Genomic DNA, 21,242 nt, shown 5'->3' on the forward strand with positions numbered 1-21,242 from the left:
GATTTGGGTAAGAAACCCGGTTTCTGACTCCCCGACGCGCGCCCCTCAGCCTCAGCCAAGAAACCGGGTTTCTGCGACAATTTTGGCATCCTACCGAAGATTTGGGTAAGAAACCCGGTTTCTGACTCCCCGACGCGCGCCCCTCAGCCTCAGCCAAGAAACCGGGTTTCTGCGATACTTTTGGCATCCTCACGCCCGATTTGGGTAAGAAACCCGGTTTCTGAACCCCACGCGCGCGCCCCTCAGCCTCAGCCAAGAAACCGGGTTTCTGCGATAATTTTGGCATCCTCACGCCCGATTTGGGTAAGAAACCCGGTTTCTGAACCCTCCCCTTCCGCTAGCCACTCACCTATCCTCTGATATGCCACGTCGCCAAATTATCTTCCAAGCGGGTAATTACTACCATGTTTATAACCGAGGTAATAACCGTCAGCTTATCTTTTTTGAGCGAGAAAACTATATTTATTTTTTACGTCAATTAAGAAACCATCTGATTATTCATGGTGTCGATATTATTGCTTATTGTTTGATGCCGAACCACTATCATTTATTAGTTTACCTGCAAACGGATGATTTTTCCAAGCTGATGCAGTCATTTACTCTGTCTTATGCTAAGGCTCTCAATAAACGCTATCAAAGGGTGGGTTCACTATTTCAGGGACGGTTTCAGGCGATTCATGTGGATGGAGAAGACTATTTATTACACTTAACTCGATATATTTACTTAAACCCAGTCTGTGCTAATATAGTTGAAAAAGCAGAGGATTGGGAGTTTTCCAGCTATCAGGAATATATTGATTTGCGTTAGGGAAGTTTACCTAAAATAGATGGAGTGCGATCGCAATTTTTTTCAGCCGATGCTTATCGTGACTTAACATTTGAAGAATTGAAGGCTTTAAGAAACCGGGTTTCTGGGATAATTTTGACATCCTCACGCCCGATTTGGGTAAGAAACCCGGTTTCTGAATCCCCACGCGTGTTCCCAGAAACTCCAAGAAACCGGGTTTCTGGGATAATTTTGGCATCCTACCCAAGATTTGGGTTTCAAACCCGGTTTCTCAACCCCCCACGCGATCGCGCCTAACCCTGAGCCAAGAAACCGGGTTTCTGTGATAATTTAGGCATCCTACCCAAGATTTGGGTTTCAAACCCGGTTTCTGAGCCCCACGCGCGACTATATCTAGTTGTTATAATAAATAAACCTGAGCATTTTTTCTTCTAATAGAATAGCTTGTATTAATTGCCAGATGAAGATTAAGCGCGATCCCCCCCCGGAGAGTGACAGAAGAGGGATATAGGGTTTAATCTTCAATATTGCGATCGCAATATAAACGCATTCTTAATATTCTGTTTATTCCTTGCTATTGAAACTGTTTCAGAGTAATCTAGTAACCATAAGTCAGTTATAATATTTTCATAAGTTGGATTCACGAAAAATTTCTGCAAGTTTAACTCACATCTCTTGCGCTCAAATCATATGGACACATCTGAAAAGTTTTGTTTTTGTACTCTAGCTGTAGGTGATAGGTATCGTGCTCATGTAAAGATGCTAGCTCAAGATATCCAGACCCATATGCCTTCCACAACTTTATGTATCCTAAGCGATCAACCAGAGCAGTTTAAAAATTTCCCTCATGTTCTGGTGTTCAAGCACCACCTCCAGAGTGTGAAAGGGTATCATGACAAACGTTTCGTTCTTGAAAAAGCTCTCTCACTATTTGAGAGTTGTATGTTTTTAGACTCTGATGTTAGATTGCTAGGCCCTCTAGTAGAAGAAATGAATTGGTCTCCTGGAATTACAGCAAGAGCAGGTACTGATTTGGTCAAACACATACAAAACATTAAAAATCCGAAAGAAATTGAAGTTATAAAAGCAGCAGGGCAAAAACTAAATATCGATCTTCAACAAGTGAAGTGGCTTCACGAGTTTATGTTTGTCATGAAGAGACAGAATGGATTAGAAGGGGAATTTTTTGAACTTTGGCAGACAATTTCTTACTTTTTTGAAATGCAAGAAATCTATCATGGTGAGGGTTATGCTATGGGGCTAGCTGCGGCTCGAATTGGGATGACATTTGATTTTTTCCGCGAAGACAAATTTCCATTCTTTAAGGATAATATTGAACGAGTAAGAATCCAAAATGGACAAGCAATTATTCAGGAGAAACAAATTTACTTCGACATCCATAAACAGATTGAATATCCCAAACGTTCTCTTTGGAAGAAAATCAACAACAAACTAAGTAAACAGGTTGTGTTTTATTATCGATTATTTAGACTGAGAGTTTTTATTAAAAAAGATCCTAATTATTATAAAATCTTTGGATGAGTATACAAAAAATAATGGCTCTTCATTACTTGGTATGCCAAATTGTATAGAAATGTAGTCAAAACCTTTGCGGAGCAAAGGTTTTGACTATTTATTTAGATGAATTGGGCTAGAATGAGCGATATTTCGTTTAATCCTTATTTAATATTGTTTCCGGTTGCATCGGAATGATTTAACCACAGAGAACGCAGAGAACACAGAGGGAGATAAGAGAGATGAATAATTCCGATGCTACCGGATTTGATATAACAAGGTTTACAGCTTGATTTTGGGTTGTTTAGCATACTACGTACTGAAGAACCAAATATTTCAACCTGAAAGCAGATGATGCAGTAATTTGCAGTATAGAAAATGGAAAAATAGTCATAGAGCCTGTAAATCAGAAAGTTTCCAAATATACCCTAGATGAATTATTAGCAGGCGAAATAGAACCGGGCGAAGAAATCTCTTGGGGAAAACCAGAAGGAGAAGAATTTTGCTAAAATATATCCCCGAACGAGGTCATTTTATTCGCTTCAATTTCGATAATCACAGAGATTTATGGAGAAACCCGGTTTCTGAACCCTGCCCGATCGTGAGCTTTGAGCAAACTCGCCGGATCGGGCCCAGCCGGGATAATGCAGCCGGGATTCAGCGGGAACAAATTGCCGTAATAATCGCGCTTGACAGCCTCCAAATCGCAAGTGCCGGCAACTCCCGGTAACTGGTACAAATCGCGCAGATAAGCTCCCAAATGCTCGTAATCTTGAATGCGGCGCAGATTGCATTTGAATAAGCTGTAGTAAACGGCATCAAAACGGAATAGAGTAGTAAAAAGCCGCACGTCTGCTAAAGTCACCCGATCGCCACACAAGTAACGACTCCTCAAGAGCGAGCGATCGATCTCGTCTAAAACAGCAAACAATTCACTGCAAGCCGAGTCATAAGCAGCTTGAGATTGCGCGAAACCGCAGCGATAAACGCCGTTATTCACCGATTGGTAAATCTTCTCATTCCACTCGTCAATTTGTTCTCGCAAATCCAGAGGATAAAGATCCATTTGAGGATTGCTAGCAAACTCGTTAAACTCCGAGTTTAGCATCACAATAATTTCCGAACTCTCATTATTGACGATCGCCTTTTTCGAGTCATCCCACAGCACCGGCACCGTACACCGCCCCTGATAGCCCGGTAAAGCCAACTGGTAAAGTTCCGGCATCGTGTTGCAGCCAAAAGTCTCCGACTCCATCACCCACATTCCCCCTTCCGAGGGATAGACAATAGATACGGATATCGCATCTTCAAGCCCTTTGAGCGCCCTCGTCACCAGAGTGCGGTGCGCCCAAGGGCACCCTTTACCCACGAAGAGGCGATACCGTCCCGTGGCGGGCCCGTGAGGGTTGTCTGGTGCAGTGCTGACAAAGTTCCGGAAACTGCTGCTGGGGCGAATGTATGCTCCCGTGCGATCGGGCGGCGCTAGTTTTGACATCATTAATTGCCACATTGATGTCCAGACAAATTTACCTAGCTTGACTGTTACGGATGAAGGAAGCGATTTGTTTTTCACGGCGGCGATTAAAAGAGGTTTGCTAAACATAATCTGCTTATTTTAACTCACAGCCGAAGGAAGAAGGAAGAAGGAAGAAGGAAGAAGGCAAACTAAGCAATGGTTTCAGCAATTAATAATGCACTCCCGCCTTCCGGGCGGGCTAGGAGCAACGGCCCACAATAAATTTAATTTTTGTAGAACAGGCTTTTCGGCCTGTTCTTTAAAATGATGAGCGACGAGGTTTGTTCCCTTTATATCTTGGATCATTTGCAATAATGCCCTTCAGGGCGGGCTAGAAGCCCAACCCCTACTCCCCACAATAAAATTTAATTTTTGTGGAACAGGCCGGAAAGCCTGTTAAGCGAGAATGATGAGCGACGAGTTTTATACTATCTATCCGAGGCTATTTCGCCATAAGCTCGATCGATCAATCGGCGAGCAACCGTCTGAATTCCGGTATGTTCGTAATAATTGGTACTCATGTCTAAAAACGCCGCCACATAATCCAATTTGTCATCGGTAACATCAATGTATTGCTTGAGATGGCCTAAAACTATGGCGGGAGTTAAGCCGCGAGACTGTACTAAATTGTTCATCCAACCTTGCGCTGAGGCGAAAGTTGTTGTCACGAATCCAAATTTTGCTGCATTATTAGCGCCGGGAATTAGGTTGCTGATATTTTGGAATGTTGAGTTTTGCTGCAAGGTTGAAGGATTCAATCCGCCTAGGGTATTTTGTGCTACTCTAAGGAAGTCCGGGCCAAGGGGAATTAAACCGTCAGCACAAACTAAAGCAGCCATCCGCATCAGAGATTCGTCTTTGTAATGGGATAAATAATTACCAAAGCTTCCCACATTGTTAAGGGAAATATTGTTAAGTTTGCAGTAGGCAATTAGCTCGATCGCCACTTTGACGCACAAGTCGATCGTTTGAGTTGTGTCAGCTTTGGGAGTGAGGCGGTTGAGAAAGGAAAGAAAGCCGATGTTTTCGCCGATTTTATTCGCCATAGCCGTTGCACCTAACGCACTGTCGGCGCTGTCTGCTAACTGGTAAAGCCTGACTACGCCTTGATATGGCTCGTTGGGGTTAGCGTAAAGCTCGATCGCGCGATCGCGAATTTTCTCAACTAATTTGCGCTTTGTTTCCCCTGTCAGCGCTTGAATAGTATTATCAAAACCCGTGAGATTGTTCCACTCCCCCGGAACCACAAAATCGAGAGATTTTAACATCATCACAGTGACGCCACCCGACGGCAAATTGTCAACCAATTCAACAATAGACTTGCTCATCAAAAACTCCTGAATAGCCCGATTTAAAGTGTTCTTCCAAATACTCCAACTTCAGCAAATCCGATTCCCGATTCCCGGTAAATTCCCCAGCACTAACTAGGCAAGCACAAATAAATATTATACCACCCGATCCACTTTTGCCCTACTCCGATCTTTTCTCTCTTCTCGCTCCTCTGCGTTCTCTGCGCCCTCTGCGGTTCATTAAAAAAAGTCTTTATATTGACCAACTCAAAATCGCCCAAACGTGTTAAAATAGAGGGCGCAAAATAGAAAAACCTAAAAAATGACTGTTGCAGTTAACAAAACTCCCGGATTAGCCTCGCGTTTAGTAAATGGCGTACTCTCCATCAAGCCTTTAGCTAATCTAGCCAAGCACCAAGCGCGGGAAATGATGATAACAAGAGCCGAAAAAATTGGAGTGCATTGGCGACAAGAAGCCCAAGCACTTTTAGCTCGAAATTGGGATGCAGAATTGCTCAGCGTTCAAAATCCCGATCTGGTTTACCCGAAATATTATCTAACTTCATTCCACGCTTACGAACAAGGTAATATGAGTTGGGAAGCTGCTACAGAAGTAGAAGTTGCCGCCCGTACAGTTCACGCCACAATTTGGCCGGAAGCGGGTGCAGAAGGCGATGCAAAACTCCGCGCCAGCTATCACGAAGTCATCAAATCTCAAATTGCTTCTTCGCCGCGAGATATTGTTGATTTGGGATGCAGTGTGGGAATGAGTACCTTTGCTCTTGGGGAGGTTTACCCGGAAGCGAAGATGACTGGAGTAGAGTTATCGCCTTATTTCTTAGCAGTGGCTAAATACCGTTCCCAACAGCGAGAATCCCAATCTTTCAATCAAAAATCTCCGACTTGGGTTCATGCTGCTGCTGAATCTACAGGTTTGCCTGCGGCAGCTTTTGATTTAGTTTCTATTTGTTTAGTTTGTCACGAATTGCCGCAGAAAGCTACTAGAGAAATATTCCGGGAAGCGAGGCGTTTGCTGCGTGTTGGCGGACATTTGACAATTATGGATATGAATCCTCAGTCGGAAGTTTATGCCAAAATGCCTCCTTATATTTTAACTTTGCTCAAAAGTACGGAGCCTTATTTGGATCAGTATTTTGGGTTGGATATTGAGCAAGCTTTGGTTGATTCTGGTTTTGCTGCGCCGACGATTACTTGTAATACAGTCCGACACCGAACTATTGTTGCTGAGGCAAGATAGCGGTTTTCAGTAGAGTGAAGTACAGATATAGCAATCCTTGCAGGAGTCGTAAATTTTTGACCCCACCCCAACCCTCCCCTTATCAAGGGGAGGGAGTAAGAAATTCACAAATGATTGAGGATGGCTAGATCGGGTAGGACACGGCACTGCCGTGTCTAAAGTTGTATTTATTTAATTCGATTGAAAACTGCTATAAATGGTAAAGTTGCAGAGATATTATTCGATCCTTGGGGCGGTGCGTGAGTGTAAATAGTCTAATCTGTGGATTTAAAAATTTCTGCGATCGCGCCCCCTACTGATAAATAATTCCGATGCTACCGGATTTGATATTAGACAGCCGTAGAAGCTATTCACAGCGCCATTTGTTAGACATTTTGATAGCACCCTAAAAGAAGGACATCTTCATGAACCCGACAGCCCCCTCTCAAAACGTCATCGATTGTTTGCAGGTTATCTTGGATGCCACTGCATCGAAAAATTACGAGCTTTTTACCACAGTGGGGGATGCAGGCTACAAAGCGAGCATTACACAAAAAATGTTTGACGATGTTAGCGAGCAGCTCGCTTCACGTATGAAAAAGGGATACTCATTTAATTATTTTGGTGAGATCAAACAAGGTAATTGTCCGATTTATTTGTGGAAGCTGAGTTTTGAAGATGGTGGAGATGAATTTGTGGCACACATGACTATGAATGGAGACAAAGTTGCGGGGATTTTCATCGAATGACATACAGCATATTCCATGTATATGTAGTACACACAATCTTGAGATCGCCCGTGTAAGGTGCGTCGCCATCAACAATCTGCAAGTTTTATCCAATATCTCGCAGCGACGCACCCTACAGATTAACACTACAGCCGATCGCCCACAACCGTTAATCGAAACCGATCGGGCGGCACAAAGGTGATTCCCCGGCGCGCCGGACGAATTGGCCGATCGAGATTCGATACAAACTCACGGGAAGACAGCACCGTGGCTAAAACCAGCTTCATTTCAAACATCGATAACGCCATCCCGATGCAGCTTCGACTCCCGCCTCCAAACGGTAAAAATTCAGAGGCGGAAAACTTGCGATCTAAAAAGCGATCAGGGTTGAACCGGGCGGGATTTTCGTAGGTTTCAGGGCGACGGTGGGCCAAATAGACACAGGGGATTAAAATCGTTCCCGGTTGATATGTATAGCCTTCGAGTTCGATCGTCCGTTTCACCTTGCGCGGCTGCGAAATTAAGGCAATTGGATAAACCCGCAGCGCTTCCTTGCAGACTGCTGTTAAGTAGGGCGACTGCGAAAGCGCAATCGGATCGGGATTCTCGCCTAATTCATCCAATTCCTGCCGCAACCTAGCAAGGCATTCGGGAAACTGATGCAGCCAGTAAAACGCCCAAGTCAAGGCCGATCCAGTCGTTTCATGTCCCAATAACAACAGCGTCATCAACTGATCGCGCAATTCTCGATCGCCGAGGGATTCGCCGGTGTCGTCGCGGGCCATCATCAACACCGACAGAATATCCGTGCGAGACGAATCGAGAGATTGCGATCGCCTCTCGGCAATTTCCGCATAAATCAGCGAGTCAATCTGGGCCATCTGCTGCAAAAACTGCCCCCACGGGCTCCAAGATCCCAAATTTTGCTGCAAGGGTTCAAAGAAAAATTGTAGGGAGTACAGCTCAGAGGTAATCGCCTCTAAAAGCCTGCTGAGCAAGTGTTTCAGGCGTTCGTAGCGCTCTCCCGGCACTAATCCAAACACGACTTGCAAGATTACTTGCAGGGAAATTTCTGACATTTCTTCGCGGACTGCGATCGCATCTGGGGCTTTCCAGTCGATCGTCTGCTTTTTCGTCAAATCAACAATCAAATGCCCTTGACTCTGCAACTGTTCCCGATGCAGCGCGGGCATTAATAGCTGTCGCTGTCGCAGATGTCGCGGCCCTTCATTCATAATTAGGGATTCATTTCCCACCAGGGGGCGAAATACGTTGGTCACTTTGCCAAACTCAAAGGCATCGGCTAAGGTCGTAAACACCGCCTGAATCGCTTCTGGAGAGCCCAGAAACACTACGGGGGGCGAAGCGGGCCCCAACACGCGGGCGGTAAATGTATCGCCGTATTTGGCCGAGTTGCGATCGAAAAATGCGATCGGGTCAGCTACCAGCGAAAGCGTTTGGAACAAAGCAGGAGAACGAGATCCGGTAGGCAGCGTCATTCGATTTTAGATTTTAGATTTTAGATTTTGGATTGACTTGCGCGAGATAAATTCGGGGGCGTGAGGATTTTAGATTTTAGATTTTGGATTGATTTGCGCGAGATAAATCACGTGGCGGGTAGCACATGAAGAAATTCGCTTGTCATTGCAAAACTGGCGATACACAATCTTTCTAGTGTATATCGATCGACCTTGCACCCTGAAATTTATCTGCGAGCGATCGACGGTAGGCTAGAAACCGGGTTTCTGAGCGTAAGTCCTGATTAACTTACCAAAAGGCGATCGAGTCAAAGCTCGATCGAGCGCCCATACCGGATGCCAGCACAAAAACCAACTCCCGCCCTCACCCTCCGCGCAACTGCGTCACCAAGTGAACTAATTCCGGTAAAATTAGCTTTTCGACAGCTAGTTTCACGCCATTGCTAGAGCCAGGAAGAGAAAAGACTAACTTGCCTTGATACACGCCTGCAACTGCGCGAGAGGCGATCGCCCTCGAACCAATTTCTTGATAGCTCAAAAACCGAAATATCTCCCCAAATCCTGGTAAAATCCTGTCTAGCAAACTTTCCATCACATCATAGGTCGTATCTCGGGGAGCGATGCCCGTGCCACCGTTAAAAATGATTGCATCCACATCTTCACGTTGGGAAAAAGCCTGCATTTGCAATACAATTTTGGCCGCATCATCTTTAACAACAGTGTAAGCTACCACAGAGTGACCCGAATCTTTTAGCAGCTTCTTGGTTAACAAGCCACTCTTGTCTGTTTCTGCCGATCGCGTGTCGCTAACAGTAATGATAGCACAATTTACGGTTATTTTAGATAAGTCGGGGTGAGGAATTTGCGTCATATAACAGATATTTAAGGAAAAAGAAAGCAGCAAGAACGAAGAGGAAATCAGGAAAAGGGAAGAGGGAAGAAGTCATCAGTTAGTTGTGATTTGTTCGTTGTTAGTTATTCATTATCAAATAACTAATAACCAATAACCCATGCCCCATGCCCCATGCCCCATGCCCCATGCCCTATTCCCCATCAATTATGCCTTGCTAAATCCTAAACCGTTGGCTTCCGAGTAGCGTTCCATGAAACGCATAAATCGATCCCATTCTGCGGAACTTTTCATTAAATAAAGAGCTTCCAAACCCGCAGGCTGACCGTTGATGAACTTAGCCTTAACCTCACGAGTGAGGAGTTCGCCTTCGTCGTCGATCATGTACATTCCAGTAATGTCTTCGGTACTGGTGCTGCTGAGAGCTTTGGGATTTTCAAAGATAAACGTGGCAGTGCCTTGCTCTCCGCTTTTAGAACGGGTTAGGCGCACTTCGGGCACAGCATCTTCGTCTATACCCCGAGAGAATTGAATTTTAGCCATAATCTGACAGTCGAACCTTAAGGATTGCTTAATTTCTTAATGTTTAATCATAAAACGATTCGGGTACTAGCAAATCAAGACTTGGGAGAGGGGAAGCGGGTGAGAGTGGGTGAGAGTGAGGCAATCGGAGACAAGGGGGAGGGGAGATAGGTTGGTTCTTCTGAGATATTGCACCATTCTCCATAATCATTTCAGGGCGGGATCTCCTGCCCAACCCCTACGCCCCACAAGAAAATCTACTCTTTGTGGAACAGGTCGGAAAGCCTGTTGAGCGAGAATGGTGCAAGATTTGAGTTATTTGTACCCCAAGTTATCCTCTCCCTTGTCTCCCAATTCCCTTAGACGATGTAGGGAGAGTTTATAGGATCGGCCCGCTTTGTGGCTACCAGAGTTTGGTAGATGAGGGCGGATATCTCGCCACGGGTGATGTCGTGGGCGGGGGAAAGCTTTTCGCGCGCGGGATAGTTGACCACGATTTTACGCTCTGTGGCGGTTGCTATCTCGTCGGTGGCAAAACTGGGAATCTGAGATCGATCGACATAAACGCTCAAAGAATTGGGGTTGCCGCCGCCCAACTGCAAGCCGTTTACCAAAGATACGATCGCCTGAACTCTAGTCAAATTCTGCTCCGGGCGAAACGTGCTGTCTGGATATCCAGCCAAAAACCCAGCTCGATTAGCTTGGTCGATCGCTCCTTTGGCCCAAAAATCCGCCCCCACATCCTTAAAAACCGTCGCCTCACGGCGCGGCACCAATTCAAACGCCTTCGCCAACATCGCCGCATACTGAGCTCTAGTTACAATCTCGTAAGGTTGAAAAGTGCCGTTGGGAAACCCGCTAACAATATTCATCTTTGCCAAGCGATCGATAAAATCCTTAGCCCAATGCGTGCTGATGTCGCTAAATTTTAGCCCTCCAGGAGTCGGAGTTGGCGTCACATTTCCCAAATCAAATAAACCTTTCACCCGCGAAGAATTGAGCTGATTTCCCACCGCATAAATCTTAACCCCAGTCGCATTTTGCAAGTCGAATTCGCCGTTATTCTGAAAGATATTGCCGCCCAAATCTTTAGCATTCCCCATATCTGGCAGGGACTTTTCCTCCGCAGTCAAACCGTATTCCGTATTTTTTTCAATGCGATTATTGCGTAAAATCGGCTGAGATTCTCCTGCTAAAACTATACCGGAGCGATTTTCCAAAATTTGGTTATCAGCAATCAAAGGAGCCGACTGAGCTTCCAGAGAAATGCCGAAATCCGTCTTTTGAAAAATATTGCGCCGTATTACTCCCTTAGCAGTTCCCGCCATAATCACCCCAGCCGCAGAGTTTGCCATAAATATGTTGTCGAGAATCGCAGGATTAGCGCTACCCGTGGCAAAAACGCCTCCGCGCTTACAAAGTGTGAAAGTGCAGTTAGCCACAGTCGGAGAAGTTGACTCAATCCAGACTCCCGTGCCGCGACTATCGAGATTCGTAACAGTTACTCCCCGCAATTGGGAATTACTTGCTAGCAGTATGGTGATATTTTGGCCCGCAGCGGTGGGACTGACAAATTTGCCGCTGCCTTGAATTAGAATGCCTCTACCTTTGTTAGTTTCATTGCCAATAACTTTTACTCCCGATGGAATTTCCAAGGGGAATTTTTCACCACTAGCAGCGCTGTAAGTTCCCGGTGATAACTGAATCGTAGTTCCCGATGCAGCGCGACTGACGATCGCGCGGGCTATAGTTTTGAATGGAGCCGATTGAGTGCCGGCCGCGGAATCGCTGCCTGTTAGCGGGTTGACGTAAAGTGTTGTCATGTTTTTGTTGAATAGATAATTGGCGATCGAGCTTTTGTGCAATTTTCATTGTCTGTGAACTTGACCCCGAATCTATATTCAGCTTTGATTGCGGGGGTTATTTAATTGCACGATATCTGCAATATTACCAATTAGGAGTTGCAACCACAGAGGGATTCCCCCTACAAAAGACTGTATTTCTCGTTCCCAGCAACAGCAGAACCAGACTTATTTAAGAAGTGCCGGATATAGGGATGCTATTTTTTCCAGATGTTGCCAAAACCACTAAAATTTCGATCGCCTCCACCGGAAAATCGAAGGTTTTGCTGTCATATTATGTCCGGTAGATTCCCTCCGCTTCGCTTCGCCCAAAATCAGGTAGGGGCGGGTAAACCTGCCAATATCTGCCAATAATTGACAATCTCAAAAACCCGCCCCGGCTGGGATATTATGGTCAATCGATCGGACATGATATCATGTACGATCCATCGAGATTCCCTGCCCAAAAACCTTAACCGCTTCAGCCAAATCAGTTTCACCCATTAAAATGCAGCGTCTTAGCAAATCGATATCCAGCGTTTCCAATCCTGACAGTTGACTCTGAATTACTTGCTCGTAGCCATCTTCCCGGAGATGATAAAGCCGCAGCGTGCCATCTTCCCAAAACCAGATTTCAGGCACGCCCAAAGCTCGATATTTTGGCAACTTGCTCAGTCCACCGCTAGTATAAACCACCTCGATCGACAAATCGGGAATCAACTTAGGTTCTCCCAAACAAAACGATTTGTCTGCTTGAGTAGAAGCTTCTGGCGTCTTCTCCTGCGTCATTGAACCAGAAGGGTAAAACTTAATACCTTGTTGCAGCAGAAAAGTAGTCACCAAGTAACCAATGATTTCAGAAAAATTTTCGTGTTGGAATCCCGGCATTAGAATCTCGATCGCCCCTGCAAAAAAAGACAACTTTATGCCAGGGGAATCTTCCGAAACCTTCTGGATTAACTTGAATTGCTCCCAAGTGCCGTTGAGCACCACTCGCCCATCAAGAATTTCGCGATCGAGAACTTGTGTCATTGACTCGCACCATTATCTCTTATCGGCATTATAACTGAGATGTTGGCACCATTCTCAATTATTTGTTTAGGAACAGGCCGGAAAGCCTGTTCCTAAAATTCACTCTTTGTGGAACAGGCCGGAAAGCCTGTTCTTGAGAATGGTGCAATATGTGAGTTATAACGCATTGGGCGATCGCTCCTACAGAATATCCATGCAGCAATTGTAGCTTCAAAATCCGAACAGTTATCTCTAGTTCCCAGGCTCTTCCTAAGAACACATATCCCAAGGCTCTGCCTCGCCTTAACTCCCAGCCTATTTCACAATACAAGACGCATCCAAAACCACTAGAATTTCATTCTGAAAAACCGCACAACTTGTCATTGCTGAAGCTAAGGCGGGAATTTTCCCTTGTTCGAGAGAAAGGCTCGCCTCCGGTATAGAATCAAATTGATTTAGCCAGCCATCATCCTTTATATACTGAAGACTCAAAGCATTGCGATCTATCATCCAAAAATCAACTCCATATTGATTGATAAAATTTTGCAATACAGCTCGATCGGGAGTGTATTGAGCGCGAATTAAATCGTTAAGTCGCTGCAGATATCTGCTGTAGTAGCCTTTCTGATACGGCACTGCATATTCTTTTGCCACCAGAACCGAACGCTGACTAAAGGTTGGCAAATGATCCGTATCGGTGGCGATCGAAGCAATCAATATATCTTTAGGTTGTTGCTCAAAAAATTTGTACAAAGCTGGCATTTTACCTTCTACATACCCGACAGTTGGGAATTTTTTGACCAAGGCGGGATAAAGGACAACGGCGATAGCGATTGTCGCTGTCGTAATTAGTGCCACGATATTTTTTAAATGAAATATTGTTGCTGTTTTTGATGCCCAATGACCGACTCCATCGATAATTAAAGTGAGGGCGATCGCAGTTATTAAAACAACAATAAATCGCAAGCTGTAAGCTGTATATCTACCTGGTTGATATAGCTTAAAAATGGTAGCGTGAGCCGCAAAAAACATCGCAGATGATGCTAGAAATAGCTGAAGCAAAAGCCAGATTTTGCTTTGAATCTGATTTGCTAAGGGAAAAACCGATCGCAAAAATAGCAGCAGCGGAAATAACAGCGCGACACAGTGAGTTACAGGCGTAAACAGCGACTTGGGAAACATCCCGCTACCCCGCCCTGTCAGCCAATAATCTACCGGATTTGGACGAAAAAAAGCATTTCTGCCACCTGGTGCAAATTCGGCCATTTGCTTCGCTTCTGCTGCGGTATAAGTTGGGCCAAATTCAGAGTTATCTAAAGCATAGGGCAGCATTACTAAAAATATTAATCCCAAACCTGTACTGCAAAATAGGTAATTTGTGCGATCGCCCGACAAACGCAAACCGCCGTTTTTCCAGCATAGCAGGCGCAAAACTAAAATTCCGGCAGCAACCAAGGCGTAAGGAGGATAGAATAGTCCGATCAGCGCGATCGCCCCCAAACAAGGCAGCAACGAACTGCGCGACAAATAATATAAAAAAGCAAGAAATATCGGATAGATAAAAGCTCTTGGCGTTGTGGAAGCCAAATCATCGGTCATCCACATATGCTGATTTAGCAGCAAAGATGCAATAAATCCAGTCATCGGCACTGGCAACATTTCTAGGCAAAGACCAAAACAGTAATAGGTGGAGATTAAGCCGAGAAATAGTGGCAATATTTTGTGAAATAATAGCGGGTGAATGCCAACTGTTGCTGCTAATTTGTAGAGCGTGCTGTATCCTGCGGGGGCGACAGATTGAAAATAATTAGCAATGAAATCGTTGGGGAATAATTCAGGATCGACAAACCGCATCATCCAGAAAACGTGCTGCCTCGCATCGTCTTGCACCATATACTCGGCGCTAAAGACTTGCTTGAGTCCTAAAACAGCATAAACTGTGGCAAATGTCAAGCTCAGAGTCAACCAAAATATTGTGTGCGATCGGGATGTGCGATCGACTGTAGCAGTCAGAAATTTGTGCAACCGAGCTATTAATACCATTTTAGATTTGAGATTTGAGATTTGAGAATTGGGAATGACTGATTTTGACAAGTAGGATTATATTATGCCAGGTCAATTACCCCTAATAAAAAGTGTTTGCCGTAAGGACTTTAGTCCTCACGACAAACCGCTTTATTTTCAACATCGCCCGATTTTAGATTATTTTCCAGCCCGCACGCCCGCAATTTTAAGGCGAATCCGATAAAGACTTGTACTTCCGGTAATATAAAGCGTTTTGCGATCGCTTTCTCCCCAAGCCAAATTAGTCGCCGTCTCAGGTACAGAAATCTTCCCCAAAAGCTTGCCATCCGGCGAAAAGATCCACACTCCCCCCGGCCCGGTGCTGTAAACATTCCCCTCTACATCAACTTTTAAACCGTCGGGTACTCCCCTTTGACTGGCATCTTTTAACTCCGCAAAAAGCTGCTGGTTAGTAACAGTTCCGTCCGGTTTTACATCGAAAACAGCAATGTATCCCGCTTCCGAATTGTTGACATAAAGTTTTTGCTCGTCTGGTGAAAAGGCGATGCCATTCGGCAGCACCAAATCCTTAACCAGCAGAGTTAATTTTCCGTCGGGTGCCAGTCGGTAAACACCGTAAAAGCCCAATTCTTCCTGCTCTTTACTAACACCGTAGGACGGATCGGTAAAATAAATACTGCCATCGGATTTAACAACTAAATCGTTCGGACTGTTGAGCCGCTTACCCTCGTATCTATCCGCCAAGGTGATAACTTTTCCGTCCTTTTCTGTACGGGAGACGCGGCGATTTTCGTGTTCGCCAGTAAGTAAGCGGTTTTCTTTGTCTAAAGTATTCCCGTTGGCTTTTCCCGAAGGGCGGCGAAATACCTCAACTTGCTGATTTGAGCCAAATTTATAGATAATATTGGCGGGAATATCGCTGAACAGCAAAAAGCCGTCTGGATGCCAAATCGGGCCTTCTATAAATTGGAAATTGCTAGCTAGTTTTTCTAGTTTGGCGCTGTCATCGAGAATACTTTGCATGGTATTTTTTGTGTTCTGGTTTTCCGTTTGAGCGGTCATTTTTGTGAAGTTTCCGCTAACTATTTCGCTAGGACTGCTGACTGCTAAAGTTAATACCATCAACAACAAACTAATTGTAGCAATTTTGATTGTCATGTTTGCTCATAAATAAATTATTTCCTTCCCGCCATAAGATTAACTATCTCCTTCTTTACTTCTTCCTTTCTTCTTTCTTTTCTCCAAGAGCGCTATCGCGCCCCTTCGCTAACAAATCTAAAGCGGTTCGTAAACTCACTCTTTTGTCCAGCAAAAAAGATGATTGAGAGCGGTATTAAATTTAATAGTACCGTATGGAGCAAAAAAAATAAGCTCTAAAATGCGAGCTTAATTATATTTAACTTAAAAGGTTTTACCTGTCAACTGTTAAGCTGGAAATGAAACAAATAGCGCCGCAATACCAAGAACGATCGCACCGATACCCATCACAAAAGACCAGAAGCGGTGATAACTGTTAACCACCGTACCGCTATCGCTTTCAAGCTGAATCAAATCCATCCAAGGTGCAACACCCCGGCGGAACCAACCCAAAGTCCTAACATCCATCCCAATCAAACTTTCAACCCGTTTCATGCCAAACATAAAATTACCAATTGGCCCAAAACGAGAAGCATAGCGCAGATAAATCATTCCCGTTCTATCTTGCAATTTCAGATCGGAACCGAAGGTATAACCCGCATCGCCGCGACCAATTAATTCGCCTTGTAGTTGCGCCGGTTGACCCCGCAAAGGACTTGCGTAAGGGTCAGACATTAAGGTTAAAACATCCAAATGTTCTGCTTGTTGGTAATTCGGGAACATCACCAGAGTTTTGAGCAAAATTCCTGCACCCAAACCGATCAAAGGACAAGCAACCATCATCATCGGGTTTACAGCATACAGGGAAATGCCGATCGCAAAACCCACCGCTAAGCCCAGAGTTTCTGCACTGTACAGCAGCAAATCGAACACAAAATTGCCGTACAATCTCCGCTTGCTCAAATCGTTGCCTTCGCCGACAATTCGCCCCATGTCAAACTCAATATCTAAGCCTAATTGTTCGGCATAAGTGCTCAAAGCGCGAACTCGTTTACCAGTCAGCGGGTGAGTCGAGTTCAACTCCATCCACCAACCCCACGGATTAAACATATCCCACAAAAACACTCGCCCAATCTTTGCTGGTTCCGAAGAAATCCTGTAAGCAGTGCCAGTAGAGGTGGCAGCTTTGGCATCGTAAATGCCTAAAGCGCGAGTTCCTTCTAATAAGCTGCTGGGTTCTGTTGCTCTTTGTCCTTCTTCCAAAATACCGTAAGCAATTTTTACCAAAGCGCGGGACAAAGCATTGGGATTTCCGGTTGTTTCGGCAGCAAAATGGTCGGCAAAATATTCTCGCGTCCGCGACAAATACAGCAATAAATAAGTGCCAGCGATGTAAAACAAATAAGCAACAGCAGCTACCGTACCGGCCGCATCTTTAGCTTTTTCCCCACCACTTCGACCCATCCTTTGAGTTGTAGTGTAAATTAAATAAGTAATCTGCACCAAAGTCGAAGCTAAAGTCATTACTGCAAAGTCCCAGTGGACGATGTGACCGAGTTCGTGGGCGTAAACAGTGGCAATTTCCTCGTCGTCTAAATAGGTAAAAAGACCTTGACTGACGACTAACCGAGCGCTGTTGGGAAATGAACCGTAAGTAAAAGCAGTAGGGTTTTGGTCGTCGATAATTCCTAAACGCGGACAAGAGAGTTTTTTCTGCTTGCAAACCTTCTTAATAACTTTAGCTGTTTCTGGACTTAGGCTTTCAATTTCTGCTAGGGAAACCCAGCGAGTATGGTATAACCAATTTTGGCTTAAGTCCATCAAGTAAGGTGATAGGAAAAAGGCAGCGATGTTAAAAATCAGAGTTATGGGAAGTGCGATCGCCAATCCGGCGACTGGATCGGGACTGCTGAGAATCAAAACTGAGGCTAAGGATAGCGCTAACACCATACCAAACAGCAGGCTGATGGTGACGCCGGAAGCTAAAACGAGATTTCCCCCAGTTTTCTGTATCAGTTTAACGCCGGCTTTGGCTGCTCGCCCTGCCTTGCGTAAAGGGGCATGAGATGACATAATAATCTCCAAAGGTTATTGACAAAAGGAAATGACCGTGGGATTTTATCTATACTTCACTGTTTTAACCTGTTAATGCGGATTACTGTCAGGGGTCTCAACAAAAATATAGAATTTTCTCTAGAATTGTTAAAACTGAAAACCGCCCCGAAATTTATTTGTGCGGATTCAATTCCCAACTCAAAATTCAAAACCCAACACTCAAAACTATTTAAAAGTTACTGCCATGTCTATTATTGAAATTGCCCAAAAAACGCGCGGATCTGCTAGAAAATTGGCAGTTTTGTCCGCTGAGGCCAAAAATCAAGCTATTGAAGCTATTGCGAAAGCTTTAGAAGCTGCTGCGCCGGATATTGTGGCGGCGAATGCTGCTGACTGCAAGGCGGCTGAGGCTGATGGAATTGCGAAACCGCTGTACGATCGCCTCAAGTTGGATGAGAGCAAGTTGAAAAGTGCGATCGCGGGCGTGCGAGACGTTGCGAAACTCCCAGATCCGATCGGTGTCGTGCAAATCCACCGTGAATTGGATACAGGATTAATTCTGAAGCGCATCACCTGTCCTTTGGGCGTTTTAGGCATTATTTTTGAAGCGCGCCCAGAGGCGTTAATTCAGATAGTATCATTGGCAATAAAATCTGGAAATGGCGTCATTCTCAAAGGTGGCAAAGAAGCAGTCCGTTCCTGCGAAATCTTGACAAAAGTGATACATCAAGCCTTAGCAGAAACAGCGGTTAATCCAGAAGTCGTGCAGTTGCTGACGACGCGGGAAGAAACAATCGAACTGCTGAAAATGGATGAATATGTAGATTTGATTATTCCCAGAGGTTCTAATTCCTTCGTGCGGTTCGTGCAGGAAAACACGCGGATTCCCGTGTTAGGACACGCCGACGGAATTTGTCATTTGTACGCAGACAAAGCGGCGGATATTCAGAAAGCAGTAGAGATTTCTGTAGATGCAAAAACCCAGTATCCCGCCGCCTGCAATGCCATTGAAACTTTGTTAGTTCACAGGGCGATCGCCCCCAAATTCCTGCCCGCAGTGGCCGAAGCTTTGCAGCAGAAAAAAGTTGAATTGCGGGGAGACGAAAAAACTCGCGCCCTCCTCGAAAATATTGCCGAAGCAAATGAAGCGGATTGGTCTACAGAATACAGCGATTTGATTTTGTCAATCAAAATAGTAGATTCTGTGGAAGAGGCAATTAATCACATTAATACTTACGGTTCCCGACATACAGATGTCATTGTCACCGAAGACAGCGAAGTCGCCGAAACATTTTTAAATGGAGTCGATGCTGCCGGAGTTTATCACAATTGTTCAACTAGATTTGCCGACGGTTTCCGCTATGGTTTCGGTGCAGAAGTGGGGATTAGTACGCAGCAAATGCCACCTCGCGGGCCTGTTGGTTTAGAGGGGTTAATTACCTATAAGTATCGAGTTGTTGGAAATGGCCATATTGCGGCTAGTTATGTAGGGAAAGATGCTAAGGAATTTACACATCGGGATTTGTAAATCCTCGATAGCCGATCAAACCCGACAATAAAAAAGCCTGTAGGGGCGGGTTTTACCAACAATATTTGATGTTCACGAACAATTTATATAAACCCGCCCCTAGACAGCCGATAATCCAAATTAACCTGATGTTCGATCGCAGGCGAAAAATGTAGATTTAGATTGGTCGTTGGGTGGGGGCGGGTTTATTATATTTTTGGTTGATAACATAGATGGTTGGTAAAACCCGCCCCTACGATATCCTGTAGATACTGAATCTTAACCAAAGTGTCGCTTCTCCTTCATCCATCCCAAAAAAAGCGATCGCCCTTCCTTCCCTCGCATTCAAACAAACTTAGCTACAATAAGCTATACTGTGCTCGGCGACTCCCCACATCGAACAATTTGCCGTGGTTTATGTCTAACTCCTCCCTCCTCACCCCAGGTTCAACTCTAGAAAAACGCTACCGCATCCTCCGCGAATTGGGCCGCGGTGGCTTCGGGCGCACTTATCTCGCCGAAGATATCAACCGCTACAACGAACACTGCGTGCTCAAAGAGTTTTCTCCGGTGGTTCACAGCCCGAAAGCCGCCGAATTGTTCGATCGCGAAGCGAGTATGCTTTACAACCTCCAACACCCGCAAATTCCCCGGTTTCGAGAACTCCTGCGAACCGATTTGGCCGGGAATCCATCTTTATTTTTAGTCCAAGATTATATCAAAGGTCAAACCTACGAAGAAATATTGATATCGCGTCAGCAACAAGGTAAAAATTTTACCGAAGCTGAAGTTACTCAACTGCTATTTCAGCTTTTACCAGTTTTAGAATACATCCACTCGAAAAATTTAATTCACCGCGATATTTCCCCGGATAATATTATTCAGCATCATGCTGACAAATTACCCTTTTTAATTGATTTCGGTTCTGTTAAACAAATCGCAGCCAATGCCGTACTTCAGTTTAACGGACAATCGGATACGGCGATCGGCAAACAGGGTTATTCCCCAGCCGAACAAATGCGACTGGGGAAAGTTTCTGCCGCTAGCGATTTGTATGCTTTAGCCGTCACGGCGTTGGTACTGCTAAGCGGCAAAAAGCCTCAAAAATTGTACGATATCAATCATAAAACTTGGGATTGGCGATCGCACGTCAGTGTCAGCCCTAATTTAGCCACGGTATTGGATCGGATGTTATCAGAACAACCGGGCGATCGCTACCAATCCGCAAAAGCAGTCCGCGAAGCACTCAAAGATCCAAAACTCTCTCAAATTGGCAGTATAATTTCCCAAATGGTGACAATGAACTTTGTCGGCCGCCCTTTCAAAAACGCCACTCAAACTGCTACTAGCAATCATACTCCTGTTCACCAAACTCCTCAAGTTGTTAACCACAACAGCACATTCAAGTTAATTCCTTGGAAAACCCTAGGGAGTTTAAGTGTGATTTTGGTACCGGGAATTTTAGCTTTTAGTGTAGTCAAATCTGGTTTCACATTGCCCAAGTTGCCGGATTTACCTAAATTTTCTTCGCGCCAACCGCCTCCCGATACATCTTTAGAGGAAGCAGAGATAATTCGTCAAGAAAAGATTGGGAAACGACGCAAAAATCTCAACATTGAGCAAGATATATTCTATCAAAAAGTTGATGAATTATATTACAATAAATATCCTGAATTCCAAGGTCGTACCTTGACAGAAAAGCCAGAAGATGCTGAAGTTAGGCGGAAATGGTATGAAGTTGCTGAGGATTTATTGGACAAGTTGGAGAAAGGAGGACGGTTGTGAAATTTAAGATAGAATAAGA

The 21,242-nt window shown here is 44.8% G+C and carries 17 protein-coding genes; 6 read left to right on the plus strand and 11 right to left on the minus strand.

Features of this window, described 5'->3' with window-relative positions:
- Window positions 1-187: hypothetical protein (locus QUB51_RS06910; RefSeq protein WP_333392994.1), on the minus strand; the 187-nt coding region annotated here is incomplete at its 3' end.
- A 174-nt stretch (window positions 188-361) separates the two neighbouring features.
- On the opposite strand from QUB51_RS06910, the gene QUB51_RS06915 reads away from it, so the two are divergent.
- Complete coding sequence (locus QUB51_RS06915) at window positions 362-808, plus strand: transposase (protein ID WP_333259402.1); 447 nt, start codon at window positions 362-364, stop codon at window positions 806-808.
- 669 nt (window positions 809-1,477) lie between these two features.
- On the plus strand, window positions 1,478-2,329 hold the full coding sequence (locus tag QUB51_RS06920) for a hypothetical protein (RefSeq protein ID WP_333057067.1): 852 nt from the start codon (window positions 1,478-1,480) through the stop codon (window positions 2,327-2,329).
- A gap of 538 nt (window positions 2,330-2,867) precedes the next feature.
- Here the strand turns inward: QUB51_RS06920 and QUB51_RS06925 are convergent.
- Window positions 2,868-3,812, minus strand: coding sequence for a glutathione S-transferase C-terminal domain-containing protein (locus tag QUB51_RS06925; RefSeq protein WP_333057075.1), 945 nt, complete (start codon window positions 3,810-3,812; stop codon window positions 2,868-2,870).
- Between the two features lie 434 nt (window positions 3,813-4,246).
- Window positions 4,247-5,146, minus strand: coding sequence for a hypothetical protein (locus tag QUB51_RS06930; protein WP_333057066.1), 900 nt, complete (start codon window positions 5,144-5,146; stop codon window positions 4,247-4,249).
- Window positions 5,147-5,429: 283 nt separating this feature from the next.
- Between QUB51_RS06930 and QUB51_RS06935 the strand changes: the two genes are divergently transcribed.
- Window positions 5,430-6,365: a class I SAM-dependent methyltransferase gene (locus tag QUB51_RS06935; protein WP_333057065.1), complete on the plus strand. Its 936-nt coding sequence runs from the start codon at window positions 5,430-5,432 to the stop codon at window positions 6,363-6,365.
- Between the two features lie 404 nt (window positions 6,366-6,769).
- Window positions 6,770-7,093 (plus strand): hypothetical protein, encoded by a 324-nt coding sequence (locus QUB51_RS06940; RefSeq protein WP_333259406.1) that lies wholly within the window; start codon window positions 6,770-6,772, stop codon window positions 7,091-7,093.
- Window positions 7,094-7,218: 125 nt separating this feature from the next.
- On the opposite strand, the gene QUB51_RS06945 is transcribed toward QUB51_RS06940, so the two are convergent.
- The 8 genes from QUB51_RS06945 to QUB51_RS06980 form a co-directional block, all read right to left on the minus strand.
- The gene (locus QUB51_RS06945) at window positions 7,219-8,571 is read right to left on the minus strand and encodes a cytochrome P450 (protein ID WP_333232958.1); all 1,353 of its coding nucleotides are present in this window, start codon (window positions 8,569-8,571) and stop codon (window positions 7,219-7,221) included.
- Between the two features lie 343 nt (window positions 8,572-8,914).
- Window positions 8,915-9,421, minus strand: a complete 507-nt coding sequence (locus QUB51_RS06950; protein ID WP_333240568.1) for a MogA/MoaB family molybdenum cofactor biosynthesis protein — start codon at window positions 9,419-9,421, stop codon at window positions 8,915-8,917.
- A 186-nt stretch (window positions 9,422-9,607) separates the two neighbouring features.
- Window positions 9,608-9,943, minus strand: a complete 336-nt coding sequence (gene psb28 / locus QUB51_RS06955) for a photosystem II reaction center protein Psb28 (RefSeq protein WP_333240570.1) — start codon at window positions 9,941-9,943, stop codon at window positions 9,608-9,610.
- A 338-nt stretch (window positions 9,944-10,281) separates the two neighbouring features.
- The gene (locus tag QUB51_RS06960; RefSeq protein WP_333057053.1) at window positions 10,282-11,745 is read right to left on the minus strand and encodes a DUF1565 domain-containing protein; all 1,464 of its coding nucleotides are present in this window, start codon (window positions 11,743-11,745) and stop codon (window positions 10,282-10,284) included.
- Between the two features lie 453 nt (window positions 11,746-12,198).
- Window positions 12,199-12,795 carry a Uma2 family endonuclease gene (locus QUB51_RS06965; RefSeq protein ID WP_333057052.1) on the minus strand — a complete coding sequence of 199 codons (597 nt, stop codon included), beginning with the start codon at window positions 12,793-12,795 and terminating at the stop codon, window positions 12,199-12,201.
- A 294-nt stretch (window positions 12,796-13,089) separates the two neighbouring features.
- Entirely contained in the window at window positions 13,090-14,817 is a 1,728-nt protein-coding gene (locus QUB51_RS06970; protein WP_333210238.1) for a hypothetical protein, read from the minus strand.
- A 159-nt stretch (window positions 14,818-14,976) separates the two neighbouring features.
- Window positions 14,977-15,957 (minus strand): SMP-30/gluconolactonase/LRE family protein, encoded by a 981-nt coding sequence (locus tag QUB51_RS06975; protein WP_333210240.1) that lies wholly within the window; start codon window positions 15,955-15,957, stop codon window positions 14,977-14,979.
- Between the two features lie 267 nt (window positions 15,958-16,224).
- Complete coding sequence (locus QUB51_RS06980; protein WP_333057049.1) at window positions 16,225-17,949, minus strand: zinc metalloprotease HtpX; 1,725 nt, start codon at window positions 17,947-17,949, stop codon at window positions 16,225-16,227.
- 226 nt (window positions 17,950-18,175) lie between these two features.
- Here QUB51_RS06980 and QUB51_RS06985 point away from each other — a divergent pair, with 226 nt between their 5' ends.
- Both QUB51_RS06985 and QUB51_RS06990 read left to right on the plus strand, forming a co-directional pair.
- Window positions 18,176-19,459 (plus strand): glutamate-5-semialdehyde dehydrogenase, encoded by a 1,284-nt coding sequence (locus QUB51_RS06985; RefSeq protein WP_333259411.1) that lies wholly within the window; start codon window positions 18,176-18,178, stop codon window positions 19,457-19,459.
- Window positions 19,460-19,855: 396 nt separating this feature from the next.
- Window positions 19,856-21,223 carry a serine/threonine-protein kinase gene (locus QUB51_RS06990; RefSeq protein ID WP_333259414.1) on the plus strand — a complete coding sequence of 456 codons (1,368 nt, stop codon included), beginning with the start codon at window positions 19,856-19,858 and terminating at the stop codon, window positions 21,221-21,223.
- The last annotated feature ends 19 nt before the right edge of the window (window positions 21,224-21,242 follow it).

The sequence above is a fragment of the Microcoleus sp. AT8-A3 genome, assembly GCF_036705675.1.
Taxonomy (GTDB): domain Bacteria; phylum Cyanobacteriota; class Cyanobacteriia; order Cyanobacteriales; family Microcoleaceae; genus Microcoleus.